The sequence below is a fragment of the Streptomyces sp. NBC_01622 genome (assembly GCF_045209635.1).
In the GTDB taxonomy this organism is placed as follows: Bacteria; Actinomycetota; Actinomycetes; order Streptomycetales; family Streptomycetaceae; genus Streptomyces.
Genome location: NZ_CP109293.1, coordinates 1,263,457 through 1,286,092, shown reverse-complemented (window position 1 = coordinate 1,286,092; position 22,636 = coordinate 1,263,457). Strand labels below are relative to the sequence as shown.

The following is a 22,636-nucleotide window of genomic DNA, read 5'->3' as shown; positions in this document are numbered from 1 at the left end:
GGGGTTCGTCGGATGAGCACGGCAGTGAACGGGGCGAGTCCCACGCAGACGTCCCCCGCGGCCCGCCGGAAGGTGCTGAAGGCGCTCAGCGGGCTGCTGCTCGCGCTGTTCGTGTCGACCCTCAGCAGTACGGTCGTCTCCAGCGCGCTGCCGAAGATCATCGGGGCGGTGCACGGATCGCAGACCCAGTACACGTGGGTCGTCACCGCGACCCTCCTCACCACCACGGCGACGACACCGATCTGGGGCAAGCTCGCCGACCTGTTCAGCAAGAAGGCCCTCGTGCAGGCGTCCATCGCCGTGTTCGTGCTGGGCGCCCTGGCCTCCGGGATCAGCCGGACCGCAGGCCAGCTCATCGCCTCGCGGGCCCTGCAGGGTGTCGGCGTGGGAGGTGTGCAGGCCCTCGTCCAGATATCCCTGGCGGCGATGATCCCGCCCCGCGAGCGCGGTCGCTACAGCGGCTACCTGAGCAGTGTCACGGCGACCTCGACCATCGGCGGGCCACTGCTCGGCGGGGTCGTCGTCGACACCTCGTGGCTGGGGTGGCGGTGGTGCTTCTTCATCGGCGTGCCGATCGCCGTCGTAGCCCTGTTCCTCCTCCAGCGGACGCTGAACCTGCCCGTCATCCGCCGTGAGAACGTCAGGATCGACTACCTGGGCGCGACCCTGATCGCCGCCGGAGTCAGTGTGCTGCTGGTGTGGGTGTCCTTCGTCGACAACTCCTTCGGCTGGGCCTCCTGGCAGACCGGGGCCATGGTGGGCGGCGGTCTGGCGCTGATCGCCGTCGCCGTGTGGGTGGAGTCGCGGGCCGCCGAACCCGTCGTACCGCTCGGCATCGTGCGGCAGCGGACGACGGCCCTGGCGATCGTCGGCAGCCTCGCCGTCGGTACGGCGATGTTCGGCGCCGCCGTCTTCCTCAGCCAGTACTTCCAGCTCAGCCGCGGGCACAGTCCGACCGAGGCCGGTCTGCTGACGATTCCCATGATGGCGGGCATCCTCATCGCCTCCACGGTCGCGGGGCGGCTGATCAGCAGGACCGGGAAGATCAAGCCGTTCATCATCACCGGCGCCGTCCTGCTCACGGTCGGTTTCGCCGGTCTCGGCACCCTCGACTCCAGGACGCCGATCCTCCTGCTGAGTGTGGAGATGCTGTGCGTCGGGATGGGCGTCGGGATGACGCTGCAGAACCTGGTGCTCGTCGTGCAGAACACCGTGCCGCTGAAGGACATCGGCGCGGCCAGTTCCACGGTGTCCTTCTTCCGTTCGCTCGGCGGCACGATCGGTGTCTCCGTGCTCGGCGCCGTACTGGCCCGGCACGTCCAGGACCAGATCGCGCACGGTCTCGCCGGCGCGGGACTGCGGAGCACCGCCACCGGATCGGACGCCGTCGCCGTACGGGAGATCGTCCGGGTCGCCTACGGAGACGCCACGGCACAGATCTTCCTGCTCTCCGCCGGGGCGGCCGTGCTCGCGGTGATCGCCGCGATCCTGCTGAAGCCGGTCAGCCTGCGCAGCAGCCTCGACCTGACCGAGAAGAGCGGGGAAGCGGCGGTGCCGGCGGAGGCGGGGTGACGGTGGCCCGCTCCGCCCACCTGGCACTGGCTAAACTGGGCGGATACAGCAAGCCTTGAGGGGGAGTGGGGATGCCGCCGCACAGCCCTTCCGTGGCCGGAGTCCCGGACGAAGGCGACGAGCTGAGCATGCCGCCCGTCCGGCAGGCGCTGTCGGACAGCGTGTACGAGAGCATCAAGGCGATGGTCATGGACCACGAGATCGCCCCCGGCGCACGTGTCGGCATCGATTCACTGGCCCGCACGCTCAAGGTCTCGCCGACCCCCGTCCGGGAGGCGCTGGCCCGCCTGGAGTCCGAGGGCCTGGTGGTGAAGCGCGCGCTCTCCGGATACCGGGCCACACAGTTGCTGACCCGCCGGGGTCTTGAGGAACTCTTCGAGATGCGGCTGCTGTTGGAACCCAGGGCAGCCGCGCTGGCCGCGGTGAACGCCACCGAGGTGCAACTCGACGGCCTTGAGCGGATCGTCGAGGAACTGCAGGCCCACCCGAGCCCCAAGGGCCGGTACGCGTCCTACCGTGACTTCGCGGCTCTCGACCAGCGTTTCCACGAGGCGATCGGACAGGCCACGCACCGGCCGCTGCTCGCGGACGCGGTGGAGAGGCTCCACGCCCATCTGCACATCTTCCGGCTCAGCAAGGTGGTCGGCGCCGAGGGCCCGACCGTCGCGGAGCACGAACGGATCGTCCGCGCGATCCTGCGCCGCAACCCCGAGCGGGCGGCCGAGGCGATGACGGAGCATCTCACCCGGAGTCTGGAGCGGCAGATCGACGACGGCGACGACGGGCCGGCTACTCCATGAGGAACACCTGCTCCGCCGTGGCCCACCATTCACCGGGCGCCGCCTCCGGCACGGGCACCTGGCAGGGTGCGGTGAGCTTCCACCACCGTCGGGTGGCTTCGTCCTCGGCCATCGCGGCCAGGTCCGCCGCGAGATCGTCGCCGTGGTACTCGAAGTAGCTGAACAGGCGGTCGCCCAGCAGATGGATCGAATAGTTGGAGATGTGGCTGCGCCGGATCCGGTCGAGCACCGGCTGGGGCACGGCGCGGTGCAACTCCCGGTATTCGTCCAGCAGTTCCGGCCGTACGGCGATGACCTGGGCCACGCGCCTCATGAGCGCACCGCGTCGCGGTCGTGGATCAGGCGGATCACCCGGCCGCTCACCCGGTCGTAGTCGCGGTCGTTGTCGACCTCGCCGCGGACGCGGTGGTCCGTCATGACGACGATGCGGTCGGCGAGGGTGACCATCTCCGCGAGGTCGCTGCTGATGAGGAGGATGGGCAGGCCGTCGGCGGCCAGGTCCCAGATCAGTTCGTGGAAGGCCCGCTTGGTACGGACGTCGACGCCCACGGTCGGTTCGTCGATGACCAGCAACCGGGTATCCGCGGCCAGCCACTTGGCGAGGCTGACCTTCTGCTGGTTCCCGCCCGAGAGTTCACCGGCGTTCTGCTGGAGTCCCGAGACCCGGATGCCGAGCCGGTCGACGAGATCCTGGGCGGTGTCGCGTTCCTCGCGGGCCGACACGAACCCGAGGGCCTTGGCGAGCCGCTGCCACACCGTCACCGTGATGTTGCGGACGACGGGCTGCTCCAGGAAGACGCCCTCCTCCTTGCGGTTCTCGGTGACGTATCCGATGCCGAACTCGTGCAGGGCCTGGCGCGGTGAAGTGATGCGGGCGGGCCTGCCGTGCACGCGGACCTCGCCGCCGGTGATGCGGTCAAGGCCGAGCACCGCCTTCACCAACTCGCTGCGCCCGGCGCCGACCAGGCCGTACAGACCGACGATCTCCCCGGGGCGGACCTCCAGGCTGATGTCACGGTGGCCGGCGGCCGTGGACACCGCGTCCAGTACGAGAGTCGGGACGGCGGAGCGGTCGACCGTGCGCGGGCGCAGCTCGGTCGCCGTGTGGGCGCGGCCCACCATGAGGCCGACGATGCCGTCGTGGGTGTGCTCGGCCAGCGGTGCGGACTCCAGTACCGACTTCCCGTCGCGCAGCACCGTGACCGTGTCGCAGACCGCGAACACCTCCTCCAGTTTGTGGCTGACGAAGACCACACAGGCACCCCGCCCGGCCAGCCGCCGGGTCACCTCGAAGAGGTGCTCCGCCTCCTGCGGGGAGAGGGAAGCGGTGGGTTCGTCCAGCAGCAGCACCCGGCTCTCGGTGTGGAGGGCCTTGGCTATCTCCACCAACTGCTGCTGGGCGACGGACAGTTCACGTACCGGCTGCCTTGGATCGAGGTCGACTCCCAGCTCCGCGAGGCATGCCAGGGCCGGTGCGGTCATGGCCTCGCGGTCGATCAGGCCGCGGTGGGAGGGCGGGTTCTGCAGGGTGATGTTCTCCGCCACCGAGAAGCCCGGGATCAGATTGCGTTCCTGGTGGACGACACCGATACCGGTACGGGTCGCCTCCAACGGCGAGCGCGGCTGGACCTGTTGGCCGCACCAGGTGAGCGTGCCGCTGTCGGGGGAGTGCACCCCGGTCAGGACCTTGATGAGGGTGGACTTGCCGGCACCGTTCTCACCGAGGAGTGCGTGGACGGTGCCGGCGGTCAGCCGTAGGCCCACACCGTCCAGCGCACGCACACCGGGGAAGACCTTGACCAGGTCGTCGCATTCGAGCAGGACCGGGTCAGTCACTGGGCACCTCCCGGCTGTGGCAGGGCAGTTGGTGGCTGTGGGCTCTTCTCCAGGCGCGTCTGGTGCAGCCGGCCACCGGCGACCGTCCCCAGGACCACCAGGCCGATGAGGAGGTTCACCCAGCTCGGGTCCAGGGAGAACTGTGCCCGCGCCGCGTCGATGAGCCGTGTCACGAAGGCCGCCAGCACGGTCCCCAACACCGCGACGGAACCGCCGGTGAGCGCCACGCCACCGATGATCGGTGCGGCGAAGCTCGGCAGCAGCCAGTCGCCGCCGACGCTGCGGTTGACGCCCGGCAGCGAGGCCGTGGCCGTCACCGCGGCTACGCCGACCAGCAGTCCGGACAGCGTGTGCGCGACCACGATCTGCCGGTCGGTGGAGATCCCGGACAGCCGGGCGGCGAGGGGGTTGCCGCCCGCGGCGAGGAGCCGGCGGCCCGCGACCGTGCGGTACATGAAGGCGGCCAGCAGCGCCGCCGCGACGAGCGCGGTGACGAAGACGAGCGGGATGTTCAGCGGCGCCGCCGTGCCCAGGTCGCGCAGGGTGCGCGAGTAGCCGTCGACGGTACGGGTGCCGGTGAGCCGGTACTGCGCTCCGAGCAGGATCGTCATCGTGGCGAGGGTGACGATGAACCCGTTGATCTGCGTGGCGACGATGACGACACCGGTCGCCAGCCCGACGGCCGTCGCGGTCAACAGGCCGAGAAGCACGGCGACTTCGGCGGGCACACCGTGGTCGGCCATGAGGACACCCATCAGACAGGCGGTGAAACCGCCCAACGCGCCGACGGCGAGGTTGAGTTGACCCACGCACAGCGCCACCATCTGGGCCAGGCCGATGAGGATGGGCGTGGCCAGGTACTGGAGGAAGACCCGCACCGAGGGGCCTTCGAAGAAGGCGCCCGACGAGGCGATGCCCAGCGCCACATACCCGGCCACGACCACGGCGAGCAGCATCGCCGCCGTGGAGCGGGAGAACCGGCGCAGCGCCCCGGCGGCCCAACTCCCTTGACCGACAACCGTGTTCACGCGGTTCATGTGGAGCGCACCACCTTGCGATAGGACACCACGGCGCGGATCCGGTCCGCCGACAGGGCCAGCAGCAGGACGCAGCCGAGATAGATGTTCAGGCTCTCCAGGCCGACGCCGAGCAGATCGAGCCCCTTGCGGATCACACCGACCAGGGCGGTGCCCAGCAGCGTGCCCAGCACCGACACCACCCCGCCGGTGAGCAGGGTGCCGCCGAGCACCGCGCCGAGGAAGGAGGGCAGCATGAAGTCGTCGCCGATGGAGGCGCGGAACGTGCCCGTGCCGGCCGCAGCCATGAAGCCGGCGAGCGCGGCGAGCAGCCCGGAGAGCGTGTGCGCGAGCAGGACCCGGCGCCCGGTGGGGATGCCGGACAGCTCCGCGGCGGCCGGGTTGGCGCCGGTGAGCAGCAGTTCGCGGCCGATGCGCGTACTGCCGTAGAGGAAACCGAGGCCGAGCATGGCGAGGACGGTGAACTGGGCGATCTGCGGTACGGCGGGGGAACCGCAGATCGGGCCCGCGCAGATGTCGGCGAGGGAGTAGGAGCGCAGGGCGTCGACGCCGGAGGGACGGGTGGTGAAGGCGGCGTCGTCGGTGAGGGCCGAGTAGAGGAGGGAGACCAGGCCGAGGAGGGCGAAGTCCATGGCCAGGGTGACGACGAAGGAGCTGACTCCGGTGCGGGCGATGAGCCAGCCGGTGAGTGCGCCGACGGCGGCACCGGCGGCCAGGCACAGGAGCAGACCCACCTGCATGGGGACGCCAAGGCGGTCGTAGCCGAGGCCCGCGAACAGCGCGCCGAAGGCCGCCATGCGGCCGACCGCGAGGTTCATGTGGCCCACGGACAGGGCGGCCATCTGGGCGAGCGCGACCACGGTCAGGGTGGCGACGTCCCGCAGGAGCGGGAAGAGCACCAGCCGCTGGTCCAGGAACGCCGGGCGCAGCACGCCGAACAGGACACTGAGCGCGATGACCAGGACCAGCAGGCCGAGCCGCTGGTTGACCCAGAACGGCAGGCGTCGTGGTGCCGTTCGCTCCTCCGGGACGGTGTCCGGCGGGTCGACGGCGGTCGTCACGCCACCCTCCGGTCGTCCAGCGCGTCCGGGTCCCAGTCGATACCGATGCCCGGTACGTCCGGGGCCACCGCCATGCCGTCGCGGATGGTCAGCTCGGTCCGGGTCACCGCCCTCAACTGAGGTATGTACTCGACGTATTGGCCGTTGGGTACCGCGGCGGCGAGGCTGACGTGCAGCTCCATCAGGAAGTGCGGGCAGACCATGACGTTGTGGCTCTCCGCCAGGTGCGCGACCTTCAGCCACGGGGTGATGCCACCGATCCGGGCCGCGTCGACCTGCACGACGGAGGCGGCACCGGCCTCCAGATAGGAGCGGAACTGCATCAGCGAGTACATGGACTCGCCCACGGCGACGGGGATGCGGGTCGCCGCCGCGAGCCGGACGTGACCGCTGATGTCGTCCGCGGGCAGCGGCTCCTCCAGCCAGTACGGGTCGTACGGCTCCAGCGCCGCCGCGAGCCGCAGCACCGAGGAACCCGTCTGCGACTGGTTGGCGTCGGTCATGATGTGCAGCGAGGGGCCGACGGCCTCGCGTACGGCACGCAGCCGTTCCGCGTCCTCGGCGGGGTGCGGCTTGCCCACCTTGATCTTGACGCCCGCCCAGCCCGACTCCTGGGCACGCAGGGCGCCTTTGACCAGTTCCTCGGTGCTCAGATGGAGCCAGCCGCCCTCGGTGTCGTAGACCGGCACCTCCTGGCGGTGGCCGCCGGCCAGTCGCCACAGGGGCTCGCCCGTCCGCCTGGAGCGCAGGTCCCACAGGGCGGTGTCCACGGCGGCGAGGGCGAGCGAGGTGATGGCTCCGGTGTTGGTCGCCCGGGTCAGCGCGAACAGCCGCTGCCACAGCGCCTCGATGTTGCGGGCGTCCTGTCCGACGAGGGCGGGCAGCAGGTGGTCGCGCAGCAGGGCCAGTACGGAGGTGCCGCCGGTGCCGATGGTGTAGGAGTAGCCGGTTCCCGTGGCGCCGTCCCACGTCTGGACGTCGACCAGGACCGTCTCCTGTTTGACGAACGACTGGACGGCGTCGGTGCGGTCCTGTTCGACGGCGATGTCGACCAGCCTGGCGGTCGCGGTCGTGATGATGCTCATCCGGCGGTTCCGATTTCTGTCGTGGGTTCGGTGTCGGGGATCGGGGCGGTCAGTCGCAGGTGAGGATCTCGTCGGCGAACTGTTGCTTCAGCTGTGCCGTCTTCGCCTGCCGCGCGGTGTCGTAGGCCGAGACGTTCGCCTTGTCGACGACGAACGAACCGGAGTCCACCCGTACGCCGGGCTCGCGCACGGAGCACTGCTTCGTCTGCAGGAGCGCCAGGGCCCAGGTGCCGATCTCGGCCTGGCCGACCGGGTTCTGCACCACGGTCGCCGTGACCGTGCCCTGTCTGATGCCGCTCAGGATCTTGGCGTCGTCGTCGATCGCGATGACCTTCGCCTTCGAACCGGACGACTTGACGACATCCGCCGCGGCGACGGCGGGGTTGTAGGCGGTGGCGACGATGCCCGTGATCTGCCCGCCCTTGGCCGCCATCAGGTCGGACACCGCCTTCTGCGCGGTCTGCAGGTCCGTGTCGATGTCGGTGATGGTCTGCAGGAGCTTCACCTTGCCGCCCGTCTCCCGCACGGCCCGGGCCACGCCCTTGATCCTCAACTGGGTATTGGCGTCGACGTTGTTGCCGGTCAGATGGACCAGGACGCCGTGGCCGCCCATGGCCGCGATCGCCGCCTTCGCGGCTTTGTAGGCGGCGAGTTGGACGTCAGTCGAGAGGCAGAAGTCCGCCTCGTCCTTGTCGCCGGCGGGGCAGGAACCGAGCGAAGCCACCGGGAAACCCTGCGACTTGAGGTCCGCGAAGGTCGAGTTGATGTCGGTGGGGGAGACGCCGAACACCCCGAACGCGTTGTAGCCGCGCGCCGCCAGCGTGGACAGCAGGTTGTTCTGCTTCTGCTGGTCCCACTCCGCCGTCTCGTCGAAGGCTACGGCGCCGAGGCCGTAGGTCTTCTTCGCGGCGGCGCCCGCGGTCTTCCAGGGCTGGAAGTAGGGGTGGGCGCCGCCCGGCACGAGGGCGACCTTGGTCCGGGAGCCGTCCACGAGGTCGGCGCCGCCGCCCGTCCGCGGGGCCGACGAGGCCGAACCGCCGGACTGGGCACCCGAGTTGCGGTAGGTGCAGGCCGTCGTCCCGGCGCCGAGCAGCACGACGGCGACAACTCCGGGCAGGACGGATCTCGTTGGGAAGCGCATGCCCGACCCTCGCCAAATCAAATAGGAAATGGATGCGGCGATCGTGGGGCAGGAACCCTTGTGCGTCAAGGGTTGCGGCAACGGCAGGCGGTGATGAGGGCATCTCTGGTCCTCAAGACGCCCACTGATCCGAAAAATCGTATAGGAAAGCAAACTTCTGAGCGCGGCGAGTTGACAGCCAACTGCCCTTAAGATGACTGGCCGTAGCGTTCGTTCCCACACAACGTCGCGTGCACCGCAGGGAGATCGACCATGGGTTCCGACGAGGTCTTAACCACACCGCCCGACAGCGCACTCCTGGACGGCCGTTCGGCCGGCCCCATGGTGCCGCGTCTGGTCCTGGGCGCGCGGCTGCGCGAGCTGCGGGAAGCGCGGCAGATTTCCCGTACGGCGGCAGGCGAGGTCATCCGCGCATCAAGGTCCAAGATCAGCCGGCTCGAAGCCGGCCGGCACGGATTCAAACTGCGTGACGTGACCGACCTGCTCACGCTCTACGGCGTCCGGGACGAGGGCGAGCGCGCCACCTTGCTGACCCTGGCCGAGGAGGCCAACGCCCCTGCCTGGTGGCAGTACTTCAACGATGTGGTGCCCACCTGGGCGCAGGCCTACCTGGGGGCCGAACAGGCGGCGAGCCTCATCCGCTGCTTTGAGGTCCAGCGCGTTCCTCAGTTGCTGCAGACCCCCGATTACGCGCGCGCCTCCCTGCGGCTCGCGCACTCGGACGCTCGCGGCGAGGAGCTCGACCGGCGGGTCATGCTGCGGATGACCCGCCAGCGGATCCTGCGCCGGCGGCCGGCGGCGCAGCTCTGGGCCGTGATCGACGAGGCGGCGCTGCGCCGCCCGGTGGGCGGCGTCCGTACGATGCGCGCCCAGCTGAGGCATCTCATCGAGATCTGCCGGCTCCCTCAAGTCACCGTTCAGATCATGCCGTTCGTCGCCGGCGGCCACGCCGGGGAAGCCGGTCCGGTGACGATCCTGCGGCTGCCCGGCGGCCGGCTGCCCGACATGGTCTACCTCGAACAGCGCGTCACCGCCCTCTATCCCGACCGGCCGAACGAGATCGAGTGCTACTGGGACGTCATGAACCGCCTGGTGGTCGAGGCGGAATCGCCGGAGGAGACTCCGACGATCCTGCATCGCATCCTTCAGGAGACCTGAGCCGGGACATGGGCCGAGACGGGCGGGATCAGCGTTTGAAGGCGACACCGCCGTACTGGTGCACCTCCGCGGGCAGGCCCCAGGCACTGTCGTCGGGACGCCAGCGCGAGCACGAGGCCACGCCCGGTTCGAGCAGTTCCAGACCCTCGAAGAAGCCCGCGATCTGCTCGGGGCTGCGGAGGATGTACGGGATCGAACCGCCCTCGTTGTACTGCCGGATGGCGTCGACGTACGCCTCGCTCGTGCTGGTGCTGTCGTACTGCACGAAGTAGCTGCCGGCGGGCAGGGCGTCCACCAGTCGCCGCACGATCGAGCGGGCCTCGTCGTAGTCCTCGATGTGGCCCAGGATGCCCATCAGCATGAGCGCGACGGGCTGGTCGAAGTCCAGCGTCTTCGCCGCCTCCCGCACGATGGTCTCGGGGTCGCGCAGGTCGGCGTCGACGTAGTTGGTGACGCCTTCCGGGGTGCTGGTGAGCAGGGCGCGGGCGTGTGCCAGCACCAGCGGGTCGTTGTCGACGTAGACGATGCGGCTCTCGGGGGCCACCCGCTGGGCGATCTCATGGGTGTTGTCCACGTTGGGCAGCCCGGTGCCGACGTCCAGGAACTGCCGGATGCCCTCCTCGGCGGCCAGATGACGAACGGCGCGGGCGAGGAAGTAGCGGGCGGCGCGGGCCCCGGTCTCGATACCGGGGAAGATCTCGCGGAAGGCGTCACCGGCGACGCGGTCCACTTCGTAGTTGTCCTTGCCCCCTAACCAGTAGTTCCAGATCCGGGCCGACTGCGGCACCGTCGTATCGAACTTGGAGAGCGCTTCCTGCTCGGAGCTGGCTGCCTCGTCCGTCATGGTCACTCCTGTGTGTACGTGGTGAGAGCCACGAAACCGTCGAACACCGGTCGTGGAGGCCCACGTTATTCCCCCACGGCTCGACTCATGCGCCCCGCCGGTCCCAACCATCCTTGTTCGGCCGTCCGTTGGCTTGTTTGCCACCCCAAGTGAACGGGAGTCAACGTTCTGCCGCGTGCCGTGTGAGGAATCCGATGAGAGCGGCCGTGGCGGCGAGGACGGCCACGCTGGTGAGGGCGGCGGGCAGGGAATACCAGTCCGCCATGAAGCCGATGGCGGGCGGTCCCAGGAGCATGCCGCCGTAGCCGAGGGTCGAGGCGATGGCGACTCCGTCGGGGCCGGCCAGGGTGCCGGCGCGTTCGACGGCGACGGGGAAGAGGTTGGCGAGGCCGAGCCCGGTGATCACGAAGCCGAGGACGGCCACCCACAGGGTGGGCGCGAGCGCGCCGAGCACCATGCCCACGGCGGCGGTCGTGCCGCCGGCGACGAGGGTGCGGGTCCGGCCGAGACGTTCGAGCAGCCGGGTGCCGCTGAGCCGGCCGGCGGTCATGGCCAGCGCGAAGCAGGAGTAGCCGATGGCGGCGGCGCCGGCCGTGGCGTCGAGGTCCTGCTGCAGATGCAGGGCGCTCCAGTCGGCGAGGGCACCTTCGCCGAAGGCCGTGCAGAGGGCGATCAGGCCGAAGGTGACGACGAGGCCGCGGGTGCGGGTGTTCAGGCGGCGGGGCGCGGCCTCCTCCTTCGGCGAGTCCTCGTGTGGTGCCGGGGGCTGCAGGCGGAGCAAGGGGCGGCCGATCAGGGCGGTGACGAGGAGGCCGAGCACCGTGAGACCGAACAGATGCTGCGTGGGGGTCAGGGTGCCGGCGACCAGCCCGCCGAGGCCGGCGCCGACCATGCCGCCGAGGCTGAACGCGGCGTGGAAGCTGGGCATGATCGGCCGCCGCATGGCCCGGACCAGTTCGACCGCCGCGCTGTTGAACGCGACGTTGATCCCTCCGTAGGCGGCGCCGAAGATCAGCAGGACGAGGCCGAGGGTGAGTGCGGAGTGGGTGAGCGGGGGGAGGGAGACGCTGAGGGACAGCAACACGGCGCAGGCGACGGTGACTTGGTGGTTGCCGTAGCGGTGGCAGAGGCGGCCGGTGAGCATCATGGTGATGACGGCACCGGCGGAGACGCCGAGGAGGGCGAGGCCGAGGGTGCCGGCGGAGGCGCCGGTCTGCTCCTTGATGGCGGGGATGCGGACGACCCATCCGGCGAAGATGAAGCCGTCGAGGGCGAAGAAGGCGGTGAGGACGGCTCGGAGCCGGGCGAGGTCGGTGGGGGTGCCCGGCACGGCGTTGTGCGTTCGGGGTTTGTTTATTTGCGGCACAAATTGAGGCTAGGGCGGGGAGGAGACCGGAGCAAGGGGTCGCCGGGCGCCGGCTCGCAGGGTGGGCGCGGTTCGGTGGACGGTGGTGCCCTTCCCGGAGGGCGTCTGCGGACCCCGCGACTTCGCCGACATGATGCGCGATCCGCGGGGCTCGGCGAGCACGAACGAGATCCTCGCCAGGGCAGGTCTCACCCGGGGCGCACTGTAGATCACGGTGATAGAGGAACTCCTGCGACAGGCCGAGAAGCAGGGGGAGCTGCTGCCGGGGACGGACATGACGGAGGTCGCCTCTACGCTGGTCGGCGCGTTCACCGGTCTGCAGGTGATGTCGCAGGCCTACACCAACAGACAGGATCTGCCCGCTCGGATCTCCGCGCTGTGGCGACTCCAACTGCCGGGGCTCGCCGCGCCGGGAATGCTGCCCCGCCTGCGCACGAGCGGGCTGCCTGAGGCGGAGGAGCTCCAGCGGCAGGAGCCGTCGGCGGCGGCCGGGCATGACGGCGGGCCGAGGGCGGGTGTGACCCGGGCCCTCGGGCCGTCAGGGAAGCGGATTCACTGGGAGAGGAGCTCCGCCGGGTGGGCCTGCCCGACCCCGAGTTCGTCGACGAACCGCGCGATGTGCTCCTCGCCGCGTCGGTAGCGGGTCCGCTTTCGGCCGATCACCGTCTTGATCCTCGACAGCGTCCACCGCTGTACCGACCGGACGCCGACCCGTAACTCCTTCGCGATCGCCGAACTCGGCCCACCCGCAGCGAACCGCTCGGCCGGCCTCAACCGGATCCCCTCGCGGAACTGCCGGCGCTCGTCCGACGGCCCGTGGCCGCTACTTCAGGCCGATCGCGGCGCAGGCCGCCGCGTACTTCGGGGTGCAGATGTCCTTGACGGAGTAGATGTCGTCCGCGATCACCGTGTCCTTGATGTTGTCCTTGGTGAGGGAGACGACCGGCACCAGCATCGCGGGGATCTTCTTCTTGGTGGGGCTGTCGACCGTGTCGCGGGTCAGCGCGTCGAACTGGATGTCGCGGCCCTGGACTTTGTACACCGCCATCTCCGCGGCGCGGGTGGCCTCCTCCAGGAACGGCTTGTACGCGGTCATGTACTGCTCGCCGGAGACGATCCGCTGCACCGCGTCCAGGTTCGCGTCCTGGCCGGTCACCGGCGGGATCGTGGTGGCGCCCGCCTCCTTGAGTGCGTCGATGACGGCGCCCGCCAGGCCGTCGTTGGCCGCGTAGACGGCGGCGATGTTGTCGAGGCCGATGGCCTTGATCGCCTTCTTCATGTTCGCCTTGGCGACCGCCGGTGACCACTTGGCCGTGTCGTACTCCTTGGCTATCCGGACCCTGTCCTTCAGTTCGCCGAGGGCACCCTCCTTGAACTTCGCGTAGTTCGTGTCTGCGGGGTCGCCGTTCATCATGACGATCTTGCTGGTTGCCGCCTTGCTGCCGAGCGCGTCGATGAGGGCGCGGGCCTGGATCTCGCCGACGAGTTCGTTGTCGTGCGAGACGTAGGCGTCGATCGGGCCCTGGGCGAGCCGGTCGTAGGCGATGACGGGGATGCCCGCGTCCTTGGCCTTCTGGACGTCCGGGGCGATGGCCTTGGCGTCCAGCGCGTCCACCAGGATGACGTCGACCTTCTGGTCCACCATCTGCTGGAACTGCCGGCTCTGCTTGTCCTGGCTGGCCTCGGCGTTGGCGTAGACGACCTTGCCCTTGCCGTGCGTGAGGGCGGCGACCTCCTTCTTGATGACGGGGTGGTCGAAGCTCTCGAAGCGCGCGGTGTCCTTGTCGGGCAGGAGCAGCCCCACCGTGATGTCGTCGCCCTTCTCGGGGGATGCGGAGCTGCCGCTTCCGCCGACTCCGTCGATGACGCCGCACGCGGTGAGTGCCAGCGCGGACGCGGAGGCGGTCAGGACTGCCGCGAGCTGACGCATGGGGATTCCACCAAGGGCAGGAGCATTCACGTAGGGCGCCTTTCGAGTGCGAGGGGAGCGAGGGTGGCTTTCGGTGGTCATTGATGTCCCGTGAGGAGTAGCCGCCGGGCAGGGGGATACGGCCCATGCGCCTGCGGGGGCAGGGAGGCGTCGATACGGCCTCCGCGGCCGGGAGGGGCTCCTTCGCCTGTGTGATTCCTGTCTCCGGCCGTTACCGTCGCACTTCCTTGATGTGGACGTGGTGGTGATCACGGAGAGAGGTTGTGGCGGCTTCGGTGACCCGGTTTGATTCGGCCGTGTCCGTGACGGTGCCGAGGAAAGGACGACGCGCACCCTCGCTCCGTTCCGGTCGGGCGGAGGGGTTGCAGGCATCCCGCGGGCCCAACTTCTAACAAAATTATCATCGAAATTGTCAACAATCCTGGGCCTCGACCGACAGTCTGGGACGCGACCGAGCCGCACGGCCCAACCTGCCCGCGTTGTCGCCGAGGCGCTGGGCGCGTACGGCTGTGACCACGCAACCAGCTGTACAAGGAGGTCCACGGGTGGACGTCAACCGCAGAACTGTGATCCGGAGCGCCACGGGCGTCGCGGCCATGACCGCGTTCGGAATCGCCGAGGGCACGGCGGGCACGGCTTTCGCCGCCACCTCGTCGTCGGGCAGTTCGCCGAGCACGTCCTCGGCGCACTCGCTGTAGTTCGATTCCACCGCCTGGTCGTACGACGCGGCCAACGACGTGTACTACCAGATCGGGAAGGTGTACGTCGCCAACCCGGCCGCGACGGACTACGAGAACCTGTCGATCTATGTGCCGGGTGCCTATCTGACGGCCACCGCGAACAGCGACGGCACCACGTACACCGCGAAGCTCAACCGGAAGGGCACCGTCGGCCAGTACTCGGGAAGCACGGCGCCGATCGTGATCCCAGTCAACACCCCCGGCTACGCCCAGCAGGCGCCGGCCACGTCGTACAGCTACAGCAGCGTGTCGCAGTACCTCGCGGCCGGGCTCGTCTACGTGTGGCCAGGCCTGCGCGGCCGGGACAGTTCGACCAGCACCCGCTCGGACGCGGCCCCCTGGGGCGTGGCCGACCTGAAGGCCGCGGTCCGGTTCCTCCGGTACAACGAGAGCGTCCTGCCCGGCAGTACGGACGACATCGTCCTGTTCGGCATGAGCGGCGGCGGCGCCCAGGACACCGTGGCGGGCACCTCCGGTGACAGCCCCCTGTACCACCCGTACCTGCGGACGATCGGCGCGGCGATGGAGGACGCCCAGGGGCGCCCCCTCAGTGACGCGGTCGCGGGCGTCATGGCCTGGTGCCCGATCACCAACCTGGCAGAGGCCAACCTGTCCTACGAGTGGAACATGGGCCAGTTCGCCTCGACCGGCACCCGCGCGTCCACCACATGGACCAGCGCGTACTCGGCCGACCTCGCGAAGGCCTGGCCCAAGTACCTCAACCGCCTCGGGCTGCGCGACGAGCACGGCAGGCGCCTGGAGCTGACCGAGTCCAGCAGCGGCACGTACCTGGCCGGCAGCTACTACGACCACCTGATCGAGGTGATCACCACCTCGCTGAACAACTTCCTGTCGGACAACACCTTCCCGTACACCATCACGACCCAGGGCGGCCCGCCCGGATCGGGCCAGACGGGGACCTCGACCACGTACGAGACGGTCGCCGACTACATCGCCTACCTCAACACCGCCGGCACATGGGTCACTTACGACGCCACGACCAACACCGCGACGGTGTCCGGCCTCGAAGGCTTCGTCAACAGCCAGAAGAACGCGAACAAGCCGGTCGGCGCGTTCGACGGGTACTCCCGCGGGCAGGGCGAGAACAGCGTCTTCGCGATGGGGCTGGGCGCCCCGTCCCACTTCGCGCCGCTCACCCGTGACGTCGTCAAGGCGAACGAGACGACGTACGCCACGTACTCCGACTGGGACTCCGCCTACGGCGCCGCCGCGTACGACAGCGACTTCGCGAAGAAGGACGGCGTCGGCAAGGACATGGCCTGGCGGGGCGACGCCTACAACCCGCTGTACTTCCTCTCGCCCGCCTTCGCCGGCTACCGGCAGTCGAAGGTGGCGCGGCACTGGCGCATCCGCACCGGCATCATGCAGGGCGACACGGGCAACACGACCGAGATCAACCTCCAGTTGGCCCTGCGGAACTACGGCATCCGCGACGTCGACTTCGCCACGGTGTGGGCAATGGCGCACACCATGGCCGAGCGCACCGGTGACGCGACGACCAACTTCATCAGCTGGGTGGAGTCCGTCGTCAAGAAGTGACGAGCAGTTCGGACACACCGGGTGCCTGGCCGACGAGCGTCGGTCAGGCACCCGGCCGTGTGTCGCCGGCGGCGGAAGTCAGCCGGCTGTGTGCCGCAGCCCGGCCAGGACCACGTCCGTGATTCTCTCCGCTTCTGCGCGGGTGAAGGGGCGCAGGCCGCGGCTGACGTACAGGTGCACCGGGCCGGTCAGCAGCCCGGCGAGGAAGTAGCCGTCGACCGGCGGCAGTTCACCGCGTGCCACGGCACGGTCCACGACCTGCTGGAGGCGGCCCAGGCGCCGCTCGAAGATCCGGTCGACGGGAAGGGCGACCTCGGGGTTCTCCCGTGCGGACTGGATGACGCGCTGCATGGCGCGGCCGGTCGTCGTGGACAGCAGCTCGGCCAGCGCCACCAGATAGTCGACCAGGTCGTGGCGCAGGTCCCCGGTGTCTTCCAGCTCCACCGTGCCCGAGTACTGGAGCAGCGCCGCGGTCACGAGCTCGTCGCGGTCGGGCCAGTTGCGGTAGACGCTCGTCCTGTGCACTCCGGCCAGCTCGGCGATCTCCTCGTAGCGCAGACCGGCGATGCCGTCCCGTGCGACGAGGTGCAGGGTGGCCTCCAGGATCCGGGCGCGAGTACGGGCGGTACGGCCCCCCGGCCGCCGCGCGGCCACCGGCCGAGGCGTGCCGTCCGTGTCCTGCCTCCGGGTCTCCGTCACCCCTCCACCTTAATGCAACAGATTGACGTGTTAGCTTTAACGCAACAGATTGACGCTTTTGGATGCGCGCTTCCCCCAGTCCCCCCGCAATCACCCGAACAGGACTCCCGTGAACATCCTCGTCTCCGGCGGCGGCGTCGCCGGCTTAGCCGCGGCACTGGAACTCGGCGCCCGCGGCCACCAGGTGACCCTCGTCGAACGCGCCGCCCACCTGCGGGTCAGCGGTGCCCCGATCGACGTCCGCGGCCACGCCATCGAGTGCGCCGACCGGATGGGGTTGCTGCCCACGATCCGTGAACAGCGCATCCGGATGGCGGAGCACGGGGTGTTCGTCCATGCGGACGGTTCCGTGGCCGCCCGGCTGCCGGTCGAGGAGATGAGCGATTCCGGAGACGACATCGAGATCGCACGCGAGGACCTCGTACACACTCTGGCTGCCGCACTCCCGGCGTCGACGGACATCGTCTTCGGCGACTCCGTCGACGCGCTCGCCGACGACGGTGACTGCGTCGACGTCCACTTCGTCTCCGGCCGCGCCGCACGCTTCGACCTCGTCGTGGGTGCCGACGGCCTGCACTCGGTCACCCGCCGCCTGACCTTCGGACCCGAACGCGACCACCTGCGCCACCTGGGCCTCTATGTCGCCCTCACCGACCTGCCCGCCGAAGCCCGGGCCGACCGGACCAGCCCGCTGTACAACTACCCCGGCCACCTGGCGAGCATCGCCCGCTACAGGAACAAGGCGTTCGGGGTGTTCCTCTTCCGCTCCGGGCTCCTCGACTACGACCACCGCGACCTCGACGCCCAGAAGAAGATCCTCCTGGACGCCTTCGCGGGACACACCGAGTGGAAGATCCCGCAGCTGCTCGACGCAGTCCGCGCCGATCCCGAGTTCTACTTCGACTCCGTCAGCCAGATCCACCTGCCCACCTGGCACCGGGGCCGTATCGCCCTGGCCGGCGACGCCGCACACTGCGCGGCCCTGCTCTCCGGCCGCGGCACCTCACTGGCCCTCAGCGGCGCGCACTTCCTGGCCGAGGAACTCGAAGCCGCGGGCGGCGATCACACGGTGGCGTTCGAGCGCTACGAGCAACGCCAGCGCCCCTACGTCGAGTTCGCCCAGAACAGCGTCACCGACGGAGGCGAACTCATCGTGCCCTCCACACGGGAAGCGATCGACGCGCGTAACGCACGGCTGCAGGCCGTCGCCACCTGATCGCGGCACCGGGCCGCGACCGGGGTCGAGCGCCACCGATGAGTTTTGCCGACGGGGCCGGTCCACCACGACGTACACCATCGAGCCACTGACCGGAGACCCATCATGACCACTCCCGCGCACCCCGGCCGCATGCTGTTCCTGAACATCCCCGTGGTGGACCTGGAGCGCAGCAAGGCGTTCTTCGCCAAGCTCGGGTTCAGCTTCAACCCGAAGTTCACCGACGAGACCGCCACCTGCATGCTGGTCGGCGAGCAGGCCTTCGTCATGTTGCTCACCCGCGAGAAGTTCGCGGAGTTCGCGAAACTGCCGCTGGCCGATCCCACCACGCACACTCTGGCGCTCTACTGCTTCAGCGTGTCCTCCCGCGACGAGGTCGACGCGGTCAGCGCCGCCGCACTCGCGGCGGGCGGCACCGAGGTGGACGGCGCCGAGGACTACGGCTTCATGTACTCACGCAGCTTCTACGACCTCGACGGCCACGGCTGGCAGGTCATGTGGATGGACCCGGCGGCGGCGGAGCAGGGCCCCGAGGAGTTCGCCGCCTCAGCGCAGGACGCCGACGCCCGGGCCTGACCCGAGAAGTCAGAACCCTCTTTCGGAGTTCGGTGGTCCGCGAATGTCGAGAACGGGCCACCGACTCCGTCCCAGGGACAGCAAGCGGTCGCCACCGGCCGCACAAGGAAGAGGGAGAAGCCATCATGGCGGTTCAGCGGATGGACAACGTCGGCATCGTCGTCGAGGACATGGATGCCGCCATCGCGTTCTTCGTGGAACTCGGTATGGAACTGGAGGGCAGGGGGGAGGTCCAGGGCCTCTTCGCCGACCAGTGCACCGGACTCGACGGCGTCCACTGCGACATCGCGATGGTCCGGACCCCGGACGGCCACAGCCGGCTCGAACTCGCGAAGTACCGCAGCCCCGAGGCGATCAGCGACGGGCCGCGCAACCGGCCGCACAACATCCTGGGCACCCACCGCGTCATGTTCGCCGTCGACGACATCAAGGACACCGTGGCCCGCCTGCGCCCGCACGGCGCCGAACTCGTCGGCGAGATCGCCCGGTTCGAGGACAGCCATCTCCTCTGCTACGTCCGCGGCCCGGAGGGCATCATCGTCGGACTGGCCGAGCAACTGGGCTGAGGGCGAATCCGACAAGGGACGCCTGACCTGCGATCGCCTCACCCATGTCCGGGAATGGTCGGGAGCCTGCCCCGCGTTGCCACAACCATGACGACGAACGCGCCCCGGCCCGAGGTGTTGCGCTACACCGCCTTCTCCAGTGATCCGTCCGGCGGAAACCCCGCCGGCGTCGTTCTGGACGCCACCGCCCTGGCCGACAGCGACATGCTGGCCATCGCCGCCGAGCTCGGATACTCGGAGTCCGCGTTCCTGACCGCGCCCCCGGAGGACCTCGGCGGTCCGGACGGGCGGTCGTACCGCATCCGGTACTTCAGCCCCAAGGCCGAGGTGCCGTTCTGCGGGCACGCCACCGTCGCGACCGCCGTCGCGCTGGCCGAGCGGACAGGCACGGGGGACTTGGTGTTCGCGACGCGCGCGGGCACCGTACCGGTGGAGGTGACCGAGGAGAACGGGACGCTCCGGGCCACACTCACCAGCGTCGAACCGCACATCGAGGAGATCGCCGACGCCGACCTCGACGAGGCGCTCGCCGCGCTCGACTGGCCGCGAGCCGATCTCGACCCCGCGTTCCCGCCCCGTATCGCCTTCGCCGGTGCCCGCCATCTCGTGCTCGCGGCGGCGACCCGCGCCCGACTCGCGGATCTCGCCTACGACTTCGGGCGCCTCGAAGCCCTGATGCACCAACTGGACCTGACCACGGTCCAGTTGGTGTGGCGGGAGTCGGCCACGGTCTTCCACGTCCGTGACCCCTTCCCCGTCGGCGGCGTCGTCGAGGACCCGGCGACGGGCGCGGCGGCCGCCGCGTTCGGCGCGTACGCGCGGGACCTCGGCCTGGTCCCCGAGGACACCGTCCTCACTCTGCGCCAGGGCGAGGACCTGGGGCGCCCCGGCGAACTCACCGTGACGCTGCGCGCGGGCGACCCCCGCGTCCGCGTCGGCGGCGCGGGAGCACGCATCGGCTGAAGCGCCGGCCGTCATGACGGTGCACGTGTCCGTCCGTCCCCGGTGTTCGGTGACCGGCGAGCCGATACGCTGAACGACAGCCATGTCGGGGGCGGGGCTGGGGGCGTGGACATGGATCCGCGAATGCAGTTGTCGGTGGGTGGGTACGTCTGCGAGCGCGAGTTGGGCCGCGGCGGACAAGGCGTGGTGTGGCTCGCCCGGGACCGGGCGGGGCAGCAGGTCGTGGTGAAGTTCCTGCTGCCGGGCAAGGAGTACGACGAGGTCGCGCTCGCCCGGGTGCGCCGGGAGTTCGGCGCCGCGAGCCGGGTCGGTGAGCTGGCCACGGCCCGGGTCCTCGACGCGGACCTCACCGGCCGGCATCCGTACATCGTCAGCGAGTTCGTCCCGGGCCCCACGATCCACCAGCATGTGACCGCGGGTGGCCCGCTGTCCTCGGGGCGGCTGCAGTCCCTGGCGCTGGCCGTCGCACACGCGCTGGCACAGGTGCACCGGGCGGGTGTCGTGCACCGGGACATCAAACCGTCCAACATCCTGCTCTCCCCGGACGGACCGCGGATCATCGACTTCGGTATCGCCCGTGACGACCGCCTGCTGGAGTCGGCGCTCACCACACCGGGCAGTGTGCTCGGCTCGCCCGCGTACATGTCGCCCGAGCAGGTCAAATCGCTCCGCGTCACCAGCGCCACCGACGTGTTCTCCCTCGGCGGCACGCTCTACTTCGCCGCCACGGGGAGACATCCCTTCGAGGGGGAGAGCGACTACGAGGTGCTGGTCGCCGTGTCCACCCGCGACGCGGATCTCACGGCGGTACCGGAACCGGTCCGTTCGGCCATCGTCGACTGCCTCCGCAAGGACCCGGCGGAACGCCCCACCGCCGCCCAACTCATCACCCGGCTCGCGGAAGTGGCGGAAGCCGCGGAAGTGGCGGAAGCGGTGGAGGCGACGGAAGGCGCGCGCACGGAGACCGGTATGCCACCACCCGGACACGGCGTCGGAGGCAGTGGCTCCGGTCCTGAATCCGGCCCCGACCCCGTTCCCGCCCCCGGCAGAAGTGCCAAACAGTTACGCCTGTGGGGATTCGCGGCCGGCAGCGCCGCGGTGGCCGTGCTGCTCGCCATCGTGCTCAGCACCACCTCGGGAGGATCGGCGACGGAGAACGGCCCGCAGACACACGGCTCCGGGAGCTCCACGAGCCCCCAACCCCTCACGTACACCGACGACTTGACCGACTCGGGCGACTGGTCGTACAAGGACCCGACCCTGGCGAAGATCACGCACAAGGGCGGGACCATGCTGGTGGATCCCAAGTCAGAGCTGGAGGTGTGGCCGCAGGCCCCCTTCGAGCCGTCGTCGTTCGCGGTACGGCTGAGCACCCAGACGGAGTGGTACGGCGGCGAGGGCGGGGTCGGGCTGTGGTGCGACGGCTCGGGGGACTTCCGCAAGGGCTCCCGCTGGGCGACCTATCTGACGACAGATCAGGAAGCCCTGATCGTGCGCGAGTTCAGGTACAAGGGAGCCTTCCAGCACGACCGGGTCGTCGAGGTCAACCTCGCGGACCTGGGCCTGGAAGTGGAGACCGGGCAGGAGGTCGACATGTCGATGACCTGCTCGTCGGCCGGTGCGGGCCGGATCAAGGTGGAACTCGCCGTCAACGGCACCCGGGTCGCCTCGTACACCGGCGCCGCCTTCGACGCGCGGGGCTGCGGGGTGGCCGCCTTCCACTACAGCGCGACCTACCCGCGCGGCACGGCCTTCCACGCGGGCTTCGAGCGCTTCATCGCGGCCGAACCGCCGACGAGTTGACGGTTCGTACCGCTGGCCCGACCGACAGTTCATGACGTGTCGGTGCCCCATGGCACGATCGCCGGCATGACATCGATCGACGAGCGGATCGTCCTGGAGACGGCCGCCGAGTACGGCGTTCCCGGCCCCGTAGCACGGGAGTTGACGGCCCGGGTCCGACCGTGCCTGTGCCTGGTGCAGCACCAGGAAGTGCCCGTGTCCCAGCGGGAGTCGGCCCGCCCGGCCGCGTGGACGGGCGGACTTCCCGCGCTGCCGGACGGGGTGGACTGGCCCGAAGGGCGCGAGCCGCTGGTGCTGAGCGTCGACTGCGCGGCCCTGCCCCGTGGCCGGACCGACCCTCGACAGTGATGGGGCAGAGGGGCCGCACTTCGACGCGTTCCTGGACGGCGAGGGAGCCGAGGAGGCGTTGGACCGTTTCGAGGAGGCAGTCCTGGACAGGGCCTTCGGCGGACACCGTCCCGGAGTCTGCGTGCAGCTCGGCGGGTTCTCCGACCCGTGGGACATGGCACCGGACGCGGGCGGTCCCGTGCTCCTCGCGCAACTGCCGGGGCAGGCGATCGACTACAACGTGTTCACCATGAACCTGATCGTGGGCGCCCGGGAGGACATCGCCGCCGGTCGGTTCGGCGGCCTCCGGTACGAACAGCAGTGCTGAGCAGGGCAGTTGGCGGCACACCGGCGCC

Annotated in this window: 24 protein-coding genes; 14 read left to right on the top strand and 10 right to left on the bottom strand. The window is 69.8% G+C overall.

Going from position 1 to position 22,636, the window contains the following annotated elements; genetic code table 11:
- The first annotated feature begins 12 nt into the window (after window positions 1-12).
- Both OH768_RS05920 and OH768_RS05915 read left to right on the top strand, forming a co-directional pair.
- Entirely contained in the window at window positions 13-1,572 is a 1,560-nt protein-coding gene (locus tag OH768_RS05920) for an MFS transporter (RefSeq protein ID WP_406450756.1), read from the top strand.
- Window positions 1,573-1,643: 71 nt separating this feature from the next.
- The gene (locus OH768_RS05915; protein WP_406450754.1) at window positions 1,644-2,372 is read left to right on the top strand and encodes a GntR family transcriptional regulator; all 729 of its coding nucleotides are present in this window, start codon (window positions 1,644-1,646) and stop codon (window positions 2,370-2,372) included.
- Here OH768_RS05915 and OH768_RS05910 read toward each other — a convergent pair.
- From OH768_RS05910 to OH768_RS05885, 6 genes are read right to left on the bottom strand one after another with little or no spacing between them, the layout of a single operon-like run.
- Window positions 2,362-2,685, bottom strand: coding sequence for an L-rhamnose mutarotase (locus tag OH768_RS05910; RefSeq protein WP_406450752.1), 324 nt, complete (start codon window positions 2,683-2,685; stop codon window positions 2,362-2,364). The genes OH768_RS05915 and OH768_RS05910 overlap by 11 nt on opposite strands.
- A complete protein-coding gene (locus tag OH768_RS05905) occupies window positions 2,682-4,208 on the bottom strand; it encodes a sugar ABC transporter ATP-binding protein (protein ID WP_406450750.1) in 1,527 nt (508 codons plus the stop codon). Before OH768_RS05905 ends, OH768_RS05910 begins: the two co-directional genes overlap by 4 nt.
- The gene (locus OH768_RS05900) at window positions 4,205-5,245 is read right to left on the bottom strand and encodes an ABC transporter permease (protein WP_406450748.1); all 1,041 of its coding nucleotides are present in this window, start codon (window positions 5,243-5,245) and stop codon (window positions 4,205-4,207) included. The genes OH768_RS05905 and OH768_RS05900 overlap by 4 nt, the downstream gene beginning before the upstream one ends.
- Window positions 5,242-6,306: an ABC transporter permease gene (locus tag OH768_RS05895; RefSeq protein ID WP_406450746.1), complete on the bottom strand. Its 1,065-nt coding sequence runs from the start codon at window positions 6,304-6,306 to the stop codon at window positions 5,242-5,244. The genes OH768_RS05900 and OH768_RS05895 overlap by 4 nt, the downstream gene beginning before the upstream one ends.
- The gene (locus OH768_RS05890; protein WP_406450744.1) at window positions 6,303-7,391 is read right to left on the bottom strand and encodes a mandelate racemase/muconate lactonizing enzyme family protein; all 1,089 of its coding nucleotides are present in this window, start codon (window positions 7,389-7,391) and stop codon (window positions 6,303-6,305) included. Before OH768_RS05890 ends, OH768_RS05895 begins: the two co-directional genes overlap by 4 nt.
- Window positions 7,392-7,440: 49 nt before the next feature.
- The gene (locus tag OH768_RS05885) at window positions 7,441-8,532 is read right to left on the bottom strand and encodes a sugar ABC transporter substrate-binding protein (RefSeq protein WP_406450742.1); all 1,092 of its coding nucleotides are present in this window, start codon (window positions 8,530-8,532) and stop codon (window positions 7,441-7,443) included.
- A 252-nt stretch (window positions 8,533-8,784) separates the two neighbouring features.
- Here OH768_RS05885 and OH768_RS05880 point away from each other — a divergent pair, with 252 nt between their 5' ends.
- On the top strand, window positions 8,785-9,690 hold the full coding sequence (locus OH768_RS05880) for a helix-turn-helix domain-containing protein (protein WP_406450740.1): 906 nt from the start codon (window positions 8,785-8,787) through the stop codon (window positions 9,688-9,690).
- A gap of 28 nt (window positions 9,691-9,718) precedes the next feature.
- On the opposite strand, the gene OH768_RS05875 is transcribed toward OH768_RS05880, so the two are convergent.
- Window positions 9,719-10,534, bottom strand: coding sequence for an SAM-dependent methyltransferase (locus OH768_RS05875; protein WP_406450738.1), 816 nt, complete (start codon window positions 10,532-10,534; stop codon window positions 9,719-9,721).
- A 160-nt stretch (window positions 10,535-10,694) separates the two neighbouring features.
- Window positions 10,695-11,864 carry an MFS transporter gene (locus OH768_RS05870; RefSeq protein WP_406450736.1) on the bottom strand — a complete coding sequence of 390 codons (1,170 nt, stop codon included), beginning with the start codon at window positions 11,862-11,864 and terminating at the stop codon, window positions 10,695-10,697.
- A gap of 97 nt (window positions 11,865-11,961) precedes the next feature.
- Between OH768_RS05870 and OH768_RS05865 the strand changes: the two genes are divergently transcribed.
- Both OH768_RS05865 and OH768_RS05860 read left to right on the top strand, forming a co-directional pair.
- Window positions 11,962-12,108 carry a hypothetical protein gene (locus OH768_RS05865; protein WP_406450734.1) on the top strand — a complete coding sequence of 49 codons (147 nt, stop codon included), beginning with the start codon at window positions 11,962-11,964 and terminating at the stop codon, window positions 12,106-12,108.
- A gap of 6 nt (window positions 12,109-12,114) precedes the next feature.
- Window positions 12,115-12,540, top strand: coding sequence for a hypothetical protein (locus OH768_RS05860; protein WP_406450732.1), 426 nt, complete (start codon window positions 12,115-12,117; stop codon window positions 12,538-12,540).
- 183 nt (window positions 12,541-12,723) lie between these two features.
- Here OH768_RS05860 and OH768_RS05855 read toward each other — a convergent pair whose 3' ends face one another.
- A complete protein-coding gene (locus OH768_RS05855; protein ID WP_406450730.1) occupies window positions 12,724-13,830 on the bottom strand; it encodes a sugar ABC transporter substrate-binding protein in 1,107 nt (368 codons plus the stop codon).
- Window positions 13,831-14,375: 545 nt separating this feature from the next.
- Between OH768_RS05855 and OH768_RS05850 the strand changes: the two genes are divergently transcribed.
- Together OH768_RS05850 and OH768_RS05845 are read left to right on the top strand one after the other, a co-directional pair.
- On the top strand, window positions 14,376-14,528 hold the full coding sequence (locus OH768_RS05850) for a hypothetical protein (protein WP_406450728.1): 153 nt from the start codon (window positions 14,376-14,378) through the stop codon (window positions 14,526-14,528).
- Between the two features lie 39 nt (window positions 14,529-14,567).
- Entirely contained in the window at window positions 14,568-16,130 is a 1,563-nt protein-coding gene (locus tag OH768_RS05845) for an esterase (protein WP_406450726.1), read from the top strand.
- A gap of 78 nt (window positions 16,131-16,208) precedes the next feature.
- Here OH768_RS05845 and OH768_RS05840 read toward each other — a convergent pair whose 3' ends face one another.
- Window positions 16,209-16,829: a TetR/AcrR family transcriptional regulator gene (locus OH768_RS05840; protein ID WP_406450724.1), complete on the bottom strand. Its 621-nt coding sequence runs from the start codon at window positions 16,827-16,829 to the stop codon at window positions 16,209-16,211.
- Between the two features lie 109 nt (window positions 16,830-16,938).
- Here OH768_RS05840 and OH768_RS05835 point away from each other — a divergent pair, with 109 nt between their 5' ends.
- The 7 genes from OH768_RS05835 (at window position 16,939) to OH768_RS05805 (ending at window position 22,608) form a co-directional block, all read left to right on the top strand.
- Entirely contained in the window at window positions 16,939-18,045 is a 1,107-nt protein-coding gene (locus OH768_RS05835; RefSeq protein WP_406450722.1) for an FAD-dependent monooxygenase, read from the top strand.
- Window positions 18,046-18,150: 105 nt separating this feature from the next.
- Window positions 18,151-18,621 (top strand): VOC family protein, encoded by a 471-nt coding sequence (locus OH768_RS05830; RefSeq protein ID WP_406450720.1) that lies wholly within the window; start codon window positions 18,151-18,153, stop codon window positions 18,619-18,621.
- 125 nt (window positions 18,622-18,746) lie between these two features.
- Complete coding sequence (locus OH768_RS05825) at window positions 18,747-19,187, top strand: VOC family protein (protein WP_406450718.1); 441 nt, start codon at window positions 18,747-18,749, stop codon at window positions 19,185-19,187.
- 87 nt (window positions 19,188-19,274) lie between these two features.
- A complete protein-coding gene (locus tag OH768_RS05820; protein WP_406450716.1) occupies window positions 19,275-20,150 on the top strand; it encodes a PhzF family phenazine biosynthesis protein in 876 nt (291 codons plus the stop codon).
- 111 nt (window positions 20,151-20,261) lie between these two features.
- The gene (locus OH768_RS05815; protein WP_406450714.1) at window positions 20,262-21,953 is read left to right on the top strand and encodes a serine/threonine-protein kinase; all 1,692 of its coding nucleotides are present in this window, start codon (window positions 20,262-20,264) and stop codon (window positions 21,951-21,953) included.
- Window positions 21,954-22,019: 66 nt separating this feature from the next.
- The gene (locus OH768_RS05810; RefSeq protein WP_406450712.1) at window positions 22,020-22,301 is read left to right on the top strand and encodes a hypothetical protein; all 282 of its coding nucleotides are present in this window, start codon (window positions 22,020-22,022) and stop codon (window positions 22,299-22,301) included.
- Window positions 22,276-22,608, top strand: coding sequence for a hypothetical protein (locus OH768_RS05805; RefSeq protein ID WP_406450710.1), 333 nt, complete (start codon window positions 22,276-22,278; stop codon window positions 22,606-22,608). The genes OH768_RS05810 and OH768_RS05805 overlap by 26 nt, the downstream gene beginning before the upstream one ends.
- Window positions 22,609-22,636 lie beyond the last annotated feature (28 nt).

Coding starts and splice junctions, on each gene's coding strand:
- OH768_RS05920 (WP_406450756.1), top strand. CDS start 13: ATGAGCACGGCAGTGAACGGGGCGAGTCCCACGCAGACGTCCCCCGCG.
- OH768_RS05915 (WP_406450754.1), top strand. CDS start 1,644: ATGCCGCCGCACAGCCCTTCCGTGGCCGGAGTCCCGGACGAAGGCGAC.
- OH768_RS05910 (WP_406450752.1), bottom strand. CDS start 2,685: ATGAGGCGCGTGGCCCAGGTCATCGCCGTACGGCCGGAACTGCTGGAC.
- OH768_RS05900 (WP_406450748.1), bottom strand. CDS start 5,245: ATGAACCGCGTGAACACGGTTGTCGGTCAAGGGAGTTGGGCCGCCGGG.
- OH768_RS05890 (WP_406450744.1), bottom strand. CDS start 7,391: ATGAGCATCATCACGACCGCGACCGCCAGGCTGGTCGACATCGCCGTC.
- OH768_RS05885 (WP_406450742.1), bottom strand. CDS start 8,532: ATGCGCTTCCCAACGAGATCCGTCCTGCCCGGAGTTGTCGCCGTCGTG.
- OH768_RS05880 (WP_406450740.1), top strand. CDS start 8,785: ATGGGTTCCGACGAGGTCTTAACCACACCGCCCGACAGCGCACTCCTG.
- OH768_RS05875 (WP_406450738.1), bottom strand. CDS start 10,534: ATGACGGACGAGGCAGCCAGCTCCGAGCAGGAAGCGCTCTCCAAGTTC.
- OH768_RS05855 (WP_406450730.1), bottom strand. CDS start 13,830: ATGCGTCAGCTCGCGGCAGTCCTGACCGCCTCCGCGTCCGCGCTGGCA.
- OH768_RS05830 (WP_406450720.1), top strand. CDS start 18,151: ATGACCACTCCCGCGCACCCCGGCCGCATGCTGTTCCTGAACATCCCC.
- OH768_RS05825 (WP_406450718.1), top strand. CDS start 18,747: ATGGCGGTTCAGCGGATGGACAACGTCGGCATCGTCGTCGAGGACATG.
- OH768_RS05820 (WP_406450716.1), top strand. CDS start 19,275: ATGACGACGAACGCGCCCCGGCCCGAGGTGTTGCGCTACACCGCCTTC.
- OH768_RS05815 (WP_406450714.1), top strand. CDS start 20,262: ATGGATCCGCGAATGCAGTTGTCGGTGGGTGGGTACGTCTGCGAGCGC.
- OH768_RS05810 (WP_406450712.1), top strand. CDS start 22,020: ATGACATCGATCGACGAGCGGATCGTCCTGGAGACGGCCGCCGAGTAC.